This is a genomic window from Neiella marina (assembly GCF_002165625.1).
Taxonomy (GTDB): domain Bacteria; phylum Pseudomonadota; class Gammaproteobacteria; order Enterobacterales; family Neiellaceae; genus Neiella; species Neiella marina.
The window spans coordinates 29,346-41,103 of sequence record NZ_NGNS01000031.1 but is presented as its reverse complement, the minus strand read 5'-3'; the positions used below and the strand labels follow the sequence as shown (position 1 = coordinate 41,103).

General features: G+C 50.4%; 15 protein-coding genes. 8 read left to right on the top strand and 7 right to left on the bottom strand.

Going from position 1 to position 11,758, the window contains the following annotated elements; all coding sequences use genetic code 11:
* A partial coding sequence (locus CBE68_RS18970; protein WP_233143596.1) for a hypothetical protein occupies positions 1-188 on the top strand: 188 nt, incomplete at its 5' end.
* Between the two features lie 32 nt (positions 189-220).
* Entirely contained in the window at positions 221-778 is a 558-nt protein-coding gene (locus tag CBE68_RS17590) for a gamma carbonic anhydrase family protein (RefSeq protein WP_087507506.1), read from the top strand.
* 74 nt (positions 779-852) lie between these two features.
* On the opposite strand, the gene aroE is transcribed toward CBE68_RS17590, so the two are convergent.
* Positions 853-1,677: a shikimate dehydrogenase gene (aroE, locus tag CBE68_RS17585; RefSeq protein WP_087507505.1), complete on the bottom strand. Its 825-nt coding sequence runs from the start codon at positions 1,675-1,677 to the stop codon at positions 853-855.
* 160 nt (positions 1,678-1,837) lie between these two features.
* Between aroE and CBE68_RS17580 the strand changes: the two genes are divergently transcribed.
* Positions 1,838-2,233 (top strand): group II truncated hemoglobin, encoded by a 396-nt coding sequence (locus CBE68_RS17580; RefSeq protein ID WP_087507514.1) that lies wholly within the window; start codon positions 1,838-1,840, stop codon positions 2,231-2,233.
* Here the strand turns inward: CBE68_RS17580 and hemF are convergent.
* Together hemF and CBE68_RS17570 are read right to left on the bottom strand one after the other, a co-directional pair.
* The gene (gene hemF / locus CBE68_RS17575) at positions 2,230-3,150 is read right to left on the bottom strand and encodes an oxygen-dependent coproporphyrinogen oxidase (RefSeq protein ID WP_087507504.1); all 921 of its coding nucleotides are present in this window, start codon (positions 3,148-3,150) and stop codon (positions 2,230-2,232) included. The two genes, CBE68_RS17580 and hemF, sit on opposite strands and share 4 nt — an antisense overlap.
* A 21-nt stretch (positions 3,151-3,171) precedes the next feature.
* Entirely contained in the window at positions 3,172-3,720 is a 549-nt protein-coding gene (locus tag CBE68_RS17570) for a Sua5/YciO/YrdC/YwlC family protein (RefSeq protein WP_087507513.1), read from the bottom strand.
* A 189-nt stretch (positions 3,721-3,909) separates the two neighbouring features.
* Between CBE68_RS17570 and purE the strand changes: the two genes are divergently transcribed.
* Both purE and CBE68_RS17560 read left to right on the top strand, forming a co-directional pair.
* Positions 3,910-4,395 carry a 5-(carboxyamino)imidazole ribonucleotide mutase gene (purE, locus tag CBE68_RS17565; protein ID WP_087507512.1) on the top strand — a complete coding sequence of 162 codons (486 nt, stop codon included), beginning with the start codon at positions 3,910-3,912 and terminating at the stop codon, positions 4,393-4,395.
* A 4-nt stretch (positions 4,396-4,399) separates the two neighbouring features.
* On the top strand, positions 4,400-5,539 hold the full coding sequence (locus tag CBE68_RS17560) for a 5-(carboxyamino)imidazole ribonucleotide synthase (protein WP_087507503.1): 1,140 nt from the start codon (positions 4,400-4,402) through the stop codon (positions 5,537-5,539).
* Positions 5,540-5,562: 23 nt separating this feature from the next.
* Here CBE68_RS17560 and CBE68_RS17555 read toward each other — a convergent pair whose 3' ends face one another.
* The 4 genes from CBE68_RS17555 to CBE68_RS17540 are packed head-to-tail and all read right to left on the bottom strand — an operon-like array spanning position 5,563 to position 8,826.
* Positions 5,563-6,126, bottom strand: coding sequence for a DNA topoisomerase family protein (locus CBE68_RS17555; protein WP_087507502.1), 564 nt, complete (start codon positions 6,124-6,126; stop codon positions 5,563-5,565).
* 20 nt (positions 6,127-6,146) lie between these two features.
* Positions 6,147-6,620, bottom strand: a complete 474-nt coding sequence (locus CBE68_RS17550) for a DUF494 family protein (RefSeq protein ID WP_087507501.1) — start codon at positions 6,618-6,620, stop codon at positions 6,147-6,149.
* Position 6,621: 1 nt separating this feature from the next.
* A complete protein-coding gene (gene dprA / locus CBE68_RS17545) occupies positions 6,622-7,704 on the bottom strand; it encodes a DNA-processing protein DprA (RefSeq protein ID WP_087507500.1) in 1,083 nt (360 codons plus the stop codon).
* A 27-nt stretch (positions 7,705-7,731) separates the two neighbouring features.
* The gene (locus tag CBE68_RS17540; protein ID WP_158100662.1) at positions 7,732-8,826 is read right to left on the bottom strand and encodes a LysM peptidoglycan-binding domain-containing protein; all 1,095 of its coding nucleotides are present in this window, start codon (positions 8,824-8,826) and stop codon (positions 7,732-7,734) included.
* Between the two features lie 132 nt (positions 8,827-8,958).
* On the opposite strand from CBE68_RS17540, the gene def reads away from it, so the two are divergent.
* The 3 genes from def to rsmB are packed head-to-tail and all read left to right on the top strand — an operon-like array spanning position 8,959 to position 11,756.
* The gene (gene def / locus CBE68_RS17535) at positions 8,959-9,471 is read left to right on the top strand and encodes a peptide deformylase (protein ID WP_087507511.1); all 513 of its coding nucleotides are present in this window, start codon (positions 8,959-8,961) and stop codon (positions 9,469-9,471) included.
* A 15-nt stretch (positions 9,472-9,486) separates the two neighbouring features.
* Positions 9,487-10,452, top strand: coding sequence for a methionyl-tRNA formyltransferase (gene fmt / locus CBE68_RS17530; protein WP_087507498.1), 966 nt, complete (start codon positions 9,487-9,489; stop codon positions 10,450-10,452).
* A gap of 8 nt (positions 10,453-10,460) precedes the next feature.
* The gene (gene rsmB / locus CBE68_RS18875; RefSeq protein ID WP_188708299.1) at positions 10,461-11,756 is read left to right on the top strand and encodes a 16S rRNA (cytosine(967)-C(5))-methyltransferase RsmB; all 1,296 of its coding nucleotides are present in this window, start codon (positions 10,461-10,463) and stop codon (positions 11,754-11,756) included.
* Positions 11,757-11,758: the final 2 nt, after the last annotated feature.

Genomic DNA, 11,758 nt, shown 5'->3' with positions numbered 1-11,758 from the left:
GATTGAGTGCTTCGAGAAAGTTTGAAACTTTAGAAGTTTGCCGTTGCCCCGAAGCAGTGGAGGCGCATTATAGGGACTCTTCGAATTCGGTCAAGGGCTTTTTTGAACTTTTTTATATTTATTTCATTTATACTCAAAACCCAGTGTTTATAGGTGCTCAAACGTACAATTTTGTAAAAACTGAGTAAAATTCGGCTAGCAATTAACCAAGGGGATTTTTATGCACAATAAGATGAATAGTCATTCGGGACCATTACGTCCATATAAGGGAATTACACCTACCCTAGGTAACAATTGTTATATCGATCCGAGCTGTGTGTTGATGGGTGATATTCATATTGGTGACGAGAGCAGCATTTGGCCATTGGTCGCCGCTCGAGGCGACGTCAATGTCATCCGCATTGGTCAGCGCTCAAACGTACAAGATGGATCAGCGCTTCATGTCACTCATAAGAACCCAGCCAACCCCGACGGTTATCCGCTGATTATTGGCGATGATGTGACTGTTGGTCACAAAGCAGTACTTCATGGGTGCGTTATCGGTAATCGGGTATTAGTCGGCATGGGTGCCATTGTGCTCGATGGCGCTGTTGTTGAAGATGATGTGATGATCGGAGCCGGTACTTTAGTACCTCCAGGTAAGCGCCTCGAAAGTGGCCACTTATATGTTGGTAGTCCGGCACACAAGAAACGTCCTCTTACAGAACAAGAAATAGCGGGCTTACAGAAGTCAGCCGATAACTATGTTCAGTGGAAGAATGACTATTTAGAAGAATAAAGAAGAAAAGCTGATGACCGTTCGTATTCGTCAGCGTTAATACGAACGGTACGTTACCGCATTGGGAATGACCGCTAAATCCGTCCGAGGTTCTTGTTCAACTCTCTCAGCACTTGACGCATACCTGGGCGAATGCCACGCCAGACTGCAAATGATTCGGCCGCTTGAGCCACCAGCATACCAAGACCATCAATCGCTTTGCGCGCGCCTAAGTGCGTCGCCCACTCCATAAACACAGTTGGCTGCTGACGATATACCATGTCATACACACACGTGTTTTCATTAATAATGGCAGCAGGAACCGGCGGTAGCTGTTCGGTCATACTGGCAGAAGTACTGTTAATCACCACATCATAACTGTCCGCCAAAGCTTGAAAGCCAAGCGCACTGATATTGTCATGGTTAGGAAACAAGTCGGCCAATTGCTGGGCCTTACTCGCCGTGCGATTGACAATATCCAGCTGGGCAGGCTTTTCCTCTAATAATGGCAGCAAGGTTCCACGAGCGGCACCGCCAGCACCAATAATTAAGATACGTGCACCTTCAAGTTCAACGTGATTGAGTTTGAGATCCGCAACCAATCCGGCACCGTCGGTGTTGTCTCCTAAGATGCCACCATCATCTAACAGCTTGAGAGTATTGACCGCACCTGCGATCTTAGCCCGTTCGGATAATTGGCTGGCAAACTCATGGGCGTCATGTTTAAACGGCATGGTGACATTACAACCTTTGCCGCCACTTTGGAAAAACGCCGTGGCAGCTTCGGCAAATGATTCATCTTCGCTCGGCTCAATCGCTCCATAAGTGAGTTGCTGATGAGTTTGTTCAGCGAACAGACGATGGATAAAAGGTGACTTGCTTTGTTGAATGGGGCGACCGAAAACGGCGTACTGATCCATAGTAAGGCCTCAAATGCTGGCGGTATTATGCGGAGTAATGGCGGCTAAGTTTGATACACTGCGCCAAATTCGTGAGGACACGATAGTGATCAATTGGCTTAAACACAAGTTGCAGCGGCGCTCTTCACAGCAAGCAACCGAAGTACCAGTAAACGACAATATGACGACGACTCAAACCAGCATTTATCAAACTTTAGGTGGCGAACAAGGTGTCCGTGCACTGGCCGATGCCTTTTATGACAACATGGAGCAACTGCCCGAAGCTGCCGAGCTATTGGCAATTCACCCTCAGCCGATGGACTCGATTCGTCAACGCTTTTATGAATTCTTGAGTGGCTGGCTCGGCGGGCCTAATTTATTCGAACAAAAATATGGCCACCCTCGCCTGCGAGCTCGTCACTTGCCATTTAAGGTCGACAGCCAAATGCGCGACCAATGGATGTTATGCATGACTAGGGCACTCGATAGCCATGTCAGCTGCCCGTTAACTCGAATGCAACTGCGACAATCTTTTTATCAATTGGCCGATCACATGCGCAACGCAGATATCGACTAGATCCAATCGCGCGGCACCAGATAGTCGTTTAATCGCGCTTCTGCTGATCCGGCTTCTGGTTGATAGTTATATTGCCAACGGACTAACGGCGGCATCGACATTAAAATCGACTCGGTTCTGCCACCGGATTGCAATCCAAATAAAGTGCCTCGGTCAAACACCAAGTTGAACTCGACATAGCGGCCACGGCGGTACAACTGAAATTGTCGCTCGCGCTCGCCGTATTCGGTGTCTTTGCGGCGTGTAACAATCGGTACGTAAGCATCCAAGTAGCCGTTACCAACCGCCTGCATAAAGGCAAAGCTTTGCTCGAATCCCGGTTGGTTTAAGTCATCAAAGAACAAGCCTCCGACGCCACGGGTTTCATCGCGATGCTTAAGGAAGAAATATTCGTCACACCACTTTTTATATTGCGGATAGGTCTCCGGCCCAAACGGTACACACAAGTCGTGGGCAACCTGGTGCCAGTGAAGGCAATCATCGTCAAACGGATAGAAAGGAGTTAAGTCAAATCCACCACCAAACCACCAAACCGGAACGGCGCCCTCTTTTTCGGCAATAAAAAAACGGACATTGGCATGCGAAGTCGGAACAAATGGATTTTTCGGATGCACCACCAAGGACACACCAAGGGCTTCAAAGCGGCGGCCGGCGAGCTCAGGGCGATGAGCAGTCGCAGAGGCAGGCATTTGAGCACCAGTGACATGGGAAAAATTGACACCTGCTTGTTCAAACACGGCGCCTTCGGTCAGCACTCGGCTGCGACCACCGCCACCGAGTTTTTCGGTTTTCTCATCGCGCTGCCAAGCATCTTCAAAAAACTCTGCCTGACCATCAATAGCGGCCAGTTGCTGACAAATCGTATCCTGCAGTTGCAATAGATATTGCTTAACCGATTCAACCTGAATACTGCTCATGGGCTCTCCTTAGCTGGGCCACTAACTGGGGCGAAGAATTTGATTACTGCGAGCATCACGGATCTCGCTTGGGTTGGCATTGATGTCGCATTCACCCGGCTGAACCGCCACGAGCAATTCACCAAGCTGAGCGATCACTTGCTCGGTGGTCCGGCATGGCGGCTCGCCCGTTAGATTAGCGCTGGTTGATACCAGCGGCTTACCAAACGCCAAACAAAGTTTTTGTACTTCCGGATGGGCGCTGACTCGCACGGCCAACGAATCAAACTGACCACTGAGGAATGTCGGTACCTGTGGCTGCTTTTCAATCACCCAAGAAAACGGTCCCGGCCAACTGGCATCAACGCGGTGACGCTGTTCTGCTGACAGCGACTCAAAATTGACATAATCAGCAAGTTGCTGGGCATTGGCTGCAACTAAGATTAAGCCTTTCTCGATAGGTCGTTGCTTGATTGCCAAAAGCTTCATCACTGCCGCTTCATTGTCTGGGTCGCAGCCCAAGCCAAAAACTGCTTCAGTTGGATAGGCAATTACCTCGCCTTGGTTCAGTGCCAGTAACGGATCAATCATTCCTAAGTGGTAGTCATTTGCATTTACGAATGGTCGGAGCTTACCGCAAATCACCAACCGAGGGTACTGTGCAGCTTTGTCATCAGCATTTGTGCGAATCAGCAGCGCTTGCGAATTCAACTTGATGGCGAAAATCGCTATAATTCCGCCACTTTTGATTTAATACCGCTCGAACAGCAGGAAATAGCCATGCAAGTTGGAATTATCATGGGGTCAAAGTCAGACTGGCCCACCATGAAGCACGCCGCCGATATGTTAGATACATTTGGCATTGAGTACGAAACCAAAGTGGTTTCTGCCCACCGCACTCCCCAACTGCTTGCCGAATATGCCAGTTCTGCGCAAGAGCGAGGCCTGAAAGTGATCATCGGAGGCGCAGGCGGCGCCGCTCATTTGCCGGGTATGACGGCCGCGTTTACTAGCCTGCCAGTACTGGGTGTGCCAGTGCAATCTCGGATGCTAAAAGGAATCGACTCACTGCTATCAATCGTGCAAATGCCAAAAGGTGTTGCCGTTGGTACCTTGGCCATTGGCGATGCTGGTGCAGCCAACGCCGGCTTATTGGCGGCTCAAATCATTGGCGCCTTTGACCCCGCCGTCCAAGCAAAAGTCGATGAGTTCCGTAAAAACCAAACGGACACCGTGTTGAGCCAGCCGGATCCGTCTGAGGACTAATTGCATGAAGGTATTGGTGTTGGGAGCCGGTCAGCTGGCTCGAATGATGGCATTGGCGGGCGCACCGTTAGGCATTCAGGTCCACGCTTATGATGTCAGAAGCCATACGGTAGTCCATCCAGTCACGCTGCAAGATTACCAACAAGACTTGGCCGCAGGCATTAATGACTGTGATGTCATTACCGCCGAGTTTGAACACATTCCCAACGACATTCTGGTTGAGAGTCAAGCCAGTGGTAAGTTTTTGCCCGGCGAGCGGGCCATTCGTGTTGGCGGTGACCGCCGCTTGGAAAAGCAGCTATTGGATCGAGTCGATGTCGCCAATGCTAAATACAAGGTATTGGCCACTAAAGCCGATTTACAACAAGCAACAACTGAGATTGGCTTGCCGTTAGTGCTGAAAAGCGCACTTGAAGGCTATGATGGCAAAGGTCAGTGGCGTCTCAAATCTGCCGATGACATCGATACCGTGTGGGCCGAAATTGAAACCTTCTTGGCCGAGAGCTCGGCAAATCAAGCCATGGTTGCTGAAGAGTGGGTGCCATTCGATCGCGAAGTATCAGTGATCGGGGTTCGCAATCGTGCTGGCGACGTGTCGGTTTATCCGATCACCCAGAATCATCATGAAAACGGTGTCCTGAGCCTGTCATACGCACCAGCAGCATCCGCTGAGTTGCAACAACAAGCGGTCGATGCATTCAGCAAGATTGCCACTGAGTTGGATTACGTTGGCGTGCTGGCCATTGAGTTCTTTGATGTCAAAGGCACCTTGCTGGTCAATGAACTGGCACCACGAGTACACAATTCTGGTCACTGGACCCAACAAGGGGCTGATGTTTGTCAATTCGAAAACCACTTACGCGCGGTGTGCGACTTACCACTCGGCAGTACCGAATTAGTTCGGCCAACAGCCATGGTAAATATTCTCGGTTGTGACTATGTGGATAGCGCAGCGCACGCTCTGGCGGGTGTTCACTTGCATTGGTATGGCAAAGACAAACGAGCAGGTCGCAAAATGGGCCACATTAATGTTGCGGCCAGCGATCAAGAGCAGTTATTGGCACAGTTAAACCGCTTGTTAGCCTTACTGCCGGAAGGAGACTTCCCAGGGTTAAAAGACGCCAGCCAAAAGTTAGCCCAGTAAACACTCACTAACGGCAAAAAGCACTACTGTTGCTTTTTGCCGCACTTCTTACTAGCACAGACTAACACCTTGCCGGACGCCATTTTGCGCTCGACGAGCAACTCAAAACCACAAAACTGGCAGTTGCCCTGACGCGGTGGATGGTTCACCGCAAACTGGCATTTCGGATAGCTGCTGCAGGCGTAAAACGATTTACCGTAGCGCGATGTGCGCTCAATCAATTGGCCTTTTTTACACTTTGGGCAGGTTAGTTCAGTCGATGGCGTGTCATCAATTTGTTCGGTGTGATGGCATTCTGGAAAGCCAGTGCAGCCGACAAACATGCCATAACGGCCCTGCTTGAGTGCTAACTGTTTGCCACACTCAGGACATGAAGTGCCATCGAGCACCTGTTTGATGCTAGAGTCGGCATGATGATGGAGCGGCTGCAGATAATCACATTCGGGATAATGGCTGCAACCGATAAAAGGGCCACGCTTACCGTGTTTCAACAGTAATTTATGGCCGCACTGAGGACAGTCACCATGGTCTTGCTCAAGGGCATGTTCATGCTGACTAAATAATTTGTGGTCTATACCGCTACTCATTGTGGTAACAGGTATAGCATCTAGTTCAGATAACCTTCATTGATGTCGAATAACAGATCTTCCATCTGCGAATATGCACCTTCTTTTCCTGGCACATTAAACAACACCATCAATACCACCCACTTCAGATCTTCCAGTGTGATTTCAGCCATATCGAGCTCCATCACACGGTCAATGACCATTTCACGAGTGCTATTATCAAGGACCTGAGCCTGCTCAAGGAACATCAAGAAACCGCGGCAGTTAGCATCAACCTTGGCCATTTCATCAGCCGTGTAGATGCGAACAGCGGGTTGCGTCTGCTTGTACAGGTAAGGATGTTTGTCGCTATCTTGCAAGTCTGCAAGACGCTCAAGCCACGCCAACGCTTTGAGGATTTCCTCTTTATGGAAACCTGCACGGGTGAGCTCTTCGGTCAACTCATCATGGTCGACCATAATTTCCACTTCACTGTGGATAAAATTTTCAAACAGATACATCAAAATATCAAACATGTCAGCTCCCCCGTAAACGGATAAAACCTCCCGGAACGGCAGCTACATAACCTTGCAGTTCAAGAGTTAGTAGCTCTGACAGCACTACATCGACGGCTAGACCGGTTTGTTGGACTAATTCATCTACTGAGGTAGCACTGTCTCTAACGTTATCCAACAAAACACTTTTTGGCAATGTTTGTTGTTGTGCTTCTGCAGAACTATTTGGGGGCGCGCTCCCAGGTTTTAAACTTGGGACTATAAAAATATCTGCTACTTCCTCTACGAGCACCGCGCCATCTTTGATCAAACGATGGCAGCCCTTGCTGTTTGGGTTACCGATCGCTCCCGGTAGCGCAAATACTTCACGACCTTGTTCAGCAGCCAATCGAGCGGTGATCAACGAACCCGAGCGTTCACTAGCCTCGACCACCAGCACGCCCTCAGCCAAACCACTTAAAATCCGATTTCGACGCGGAAACAAAAAACCTTGTGGTTTTACCCATGGCGGCTGTTCGCTCAGCAACAAACCACCACTATCGATAATGCGCTGGGCCAAACCTTGATGACGTTTAGGGTAGATGGAACCCAGCCCTGAACCCAACACCGCTAATGTTGTGCCCCGCTCTAATGCCCCCTCATGCGCACAGGCATCGATACCTAACGCCAATCCAGACGACACCAGATAGCCGCAGGCGGTGACATCAGCGGCAAATCGCTTCGCTAAACCTCGGCCATTGGGGCTGGCATGACGGCTGCCAACAATGGCCAGCTGCGGTTGCTCAACACAGTCTACGTTGCCCAAGCCGAACAAAATCGGTGGCGGATCGGTAATTTCGTTGAGCAATTGCGGGTAATCGCTATGTTGGCGATGAAGGTAAAAACCACCACTTTGCTGGCACCAGTGCTCAATTCGATGAATCAAACGCTCATCGGGATGACAAAGGGCGTGATGCTGAGCTTGGTTTAATCCCAGCTTTTTGTGGGTAATGGGATCTTGACTGAACACCTCTGCCATGAGGCCATGCTGATACCAGCGGGCAATGGTCAACGAACCAATCCCTGGCACTGCAAGTAAGTTCAGCCACTGGTGTCGTTCTTCCATGAACGGACTCCTGTAGCATTTAAGGCATTATTGAGCGCTAGTCACCGTATCAAACAGAGATAGCTGACGCTCGGCGGTCATAATCATAGCGTAGCTGACATTTTCAAAGGTTCTAAATACCATCAGATGACCGCGGACTTCATCGGGTAACTGGGTTTTACCGACGTTAATAATCGCTCCCTCGATTTGGTCGTAACGACTGGTATCCTCAAGGTAAACAGGCTGGTTGTCATCATCGACAATCGGTTTGCCCGTTTGGATCACTTTCATTAAATGGCCAGGCTTGACGCCGTCAGCCGCACCTCGATCGATAACCACAATCTCATGGGCGATGAAGTAGCGACCATCACTGTGTGTCGCAATAATTTGTCCGGTGATGGCTTGCTCAGGAAAGGATGGCTGAAACACAGCGGAAAATTGCTCCGCAGGGTAAAGCGGTAAGATGCGATCGCCCTGATTAATTTCCTGAATGCTGGATTCAATATCTAGTGCGATCATGCCCTCTTTATCGGCTACTTTCGCTTTGGCAACCGCAACCAACATCAAACGGATACCAAGGTGTTCATGGGTCTTTGGCCGCTGCAACGGTCCGACGACGCGGTAAATACCGTAGTTACGTTCGCCATCGTAGTTTCCTTTGGCATACCAAAGTTGCTGAGCATAGCCGCGTTTATTGCCCTCATTGGTACCCAGCACCATGGGTAAGCCATTGAGCTCATCGCGACTGACGATTTGTTCTCGCTTCAAGTAGGCTTTTAGTTCGGTCAATGGCAACGTCGGAATCGCTTGAGCATTAGACGTGGCGCGAATCGACGGCGATAGCTTGATCCGTTTCTTCTTGGTGAGCACCGGCTTACCATTGATGAAGTTAAGGTAGAGATGATCGCCAGGATAAATCAGATGAGGGTTATCAACCTGCGGGTTTGCCTGCCACAATTGTGGCCAAAGCCAAGGTGTAGCAAGAAACAGCTCGGATATATCCCACAGCGTATCACCTTTCTTAACGACATAGACTTCGGGATAATCATCGCGAACTTTCAGCTCGGTGGCCTTGACCAATGGCGCCGTCTGCAACGTAAACAACAGTGTCAGCAGCAGCGCAGACCATCTTTTTGTGCTCATGCAAGCTTCCTTGTTTTTGGCAAAGTGCGGCAAAACCTTGTTCCAACAACAGGCTACCATTTAAACTGACAGATTATTACAACACAACAATTGATGCAGCCCCATGGGCTCACAGAAATTAACGGCAGACTTATGGCATTACTCCCTGTACTTCGTTTTCCTGATGAACGTCTTCGCACCGTCGCCAAGCCGGTCGCAGTCGTCGATGACTCCATCCGTCAAATTGTCGATGACATGTTTGACACCATGCGCCATGAACAAGGCGTCGGCCTAGCGGCCACACAGGTTGATATTCACCAACGCATCGTCGTAATGGACGTCAGTGACGAAGGCGATGAGCCACTGGTGTTGATTAACCCGGAAATTACCGACAAACAAGGCAGTATGATTAACCAAGAAGGCTGCTTGTCTGTTCCTGGTTGTTATGCGGATGTCGATCGCGCTGAGAAAATAACGTTCACAGCGCTTGATCGTGATGGCAATCGATACGAGAAAGAAGCCGAAGGTTTGTTGGCGATTTGCGTTCAGCATGAGCTCGATCATCTGAAAGGCAAGCTGTTTGTCGACTATCTGTCGCCATTGAAGCGTGAGCGGATCAAAAAGAAATTGGAAAAAGAAGCGCGCCTCGCCGCTCGCCAAGCTTAACTAAAGGATGTCGTCTTGCCTTTAAATATTGTATTTGCCGGTACCCCGGATTTTGCCGCCCGCCATTTGCAGGCGCTCATTGACAGCGAACATCAGGTCGTTGCCGTTTATTCGCAACCAGATCGCCCTGCCGGTCGCGGCAAGAAGCTTCAAGCCAGTGCCGTGAAGCAACTTGCCGTTACTGCTGAGATCCCGGTTTATCAGCCAGAAACGCTAAAAACAGAACAGTCACAGGCAGAGCTAGCGGCGCTCAACGCCGACATCATGATCGTTGTCGCCTACGGTCTACTGCTGCCCCAAGCGGTACTCGATACGCCCAAACTCGGCTGCATTAATGTCCACGGCTCGCTGTTACCGAAATGGCGCGGCGCAGCCCCCATTCAACGCAGTTTAGAAGCAGGTGACAGCGACACCGGCGTGACCATTATGCAAATGGACAAGGGCCTGGATACTGGCGCCATGCTACTGAAAGCATCGTGCCCAATTGAAGCCACCGATACCAGCGCCACGCTATACCAAAAGCTCGCCGAACTCGGCCCCGCAGCATTGCTTGACGCATTACAGGAATTAGCATCGGGAACCGCTCAAGCCGAATCGCAAGACGACTCACAAGCGACCTATGCTGCGAAACTTACCAAAGCCGAAGCCTTGCTCGACTGGCGTCAGACAGCTGCGCAACTTGACCGCAAAGTCCGCGCTTTCACCCCATGGCCTGGCAGTCAGGCCAAAATTGGCGACAATTTGATTAAAATTCATCAAGTTGAAGTCGTTTCTGAATCGAGTCAGCAAGCCGTTGGCACTATAGTCAACGCTAATAAGTACGGTATTGATGTTGCCACCAGCGACGGCTTGTTACGGTTAATCTCGATTCAGCTACCCGGTAAAAAAGCCATGGCCGTAGCGGATGTATTAAACTCCCGCGGCGACTGGTTTGCGGTTGGCAACCAGTTCCAGCTGCCTGAGCTTGAAGCCCAATCGTGAGTGGTGTTATGAACGTTCGTGCCTGTGCCGCACAAGTGATCTTTCAGGTGCTTGAGCAAGGTCGCTCACTGACTGATGCACTCAGCTCCGCGCAAGACAAACTCGACAACCCGAAAGATAAAGGCCTGCTCGCCGAACTAAGCTACGGAGCGCTACGTTGGTTACCGCAACTTGATTGCCTTGCACAACCCTGCATTGCCAAGCCGCTTAAAGGTCGTCATCGGGTGCTGCACCAGCTCATCCTGATTGGTATTTACCAACTCAAGCACACCCGGATCCCGGCTCATGCCGCAGTATCTGAAACCGTCGCAGCAAGCCGACAACTCAACGGCAAAGCGTTTAGCGGTATGATTAATGCGGTGCTACGTACCATTCAACGGCAGGCTGACGAATCTTCAAACTGGCCAGCTCCAACAGTCGAATATGCCCACCCCAATTGGCTCATTAAGGCATTGCAATATGATTACCCCGAGCAATGGCAGGCGATTCTGACAGCGAACAACCAACGCGCACCGATGTGGCTGCGAGTTAATCAGCGGCTGCAAACAACGGCCGGTTATCAGCAACAACTAGAACAAGCGGAGATCGCCGCAGTAACCACCGATGCAGGCCCTGATGCCCTGCTCTTAGCGCAGCCAACCGATGTCACGCGGCTGCCAGGCTATGACCAAGGGTGGTTTGCAGTGCAAGATTTAGCAGCACAGCAAGCCGCTCACTTGCTGCCCAAAGGTAAGCAACTCAAGGTGCTTGATGTGTGCGCCGCACCGGGAGGCAAAACCTGCCATTGGCAAGAGGCCAACGACAACCAGCTAGCGATGACGGCCATCGATATTGATGCCGGTCGATTGCAGCGAGTTGAGCAAAACCTGCAACGATTGCAACTCGACGCGACCGTGTTGACCGCCGATGCCAGCACAACAACTTGGTGGGATGGCGAACAGTTTGATGCCATTTTGCTCGACGCCCCCTGCTCTGCTACCGGAGTGATCCGTCGTCACCCTGATATCAAGTGGTTGCGTTCAAAAGCAGATATTGACGCACTAGCTAAACTGCAAGGTCAGATACTGCGCAATGTTTGGCAATTGCTGAAGCCTCAAGGCACCCTACTGTATGCCACTTGCTCAGTATTAAATGTTGAAAATCGGTTACAGATCAGCGATTTTTTACAGTCACAAGCAGATGCTAAGTTGATTCCGATACACCCAGAAGAGTCTAATGATGCACCGGGTTGGCAAATTCTGCCGGGTCAGCAACAAATGGATGGGTTTTACTATGCTCGCCTGCAGAAACTGGATAAGTCCTAACG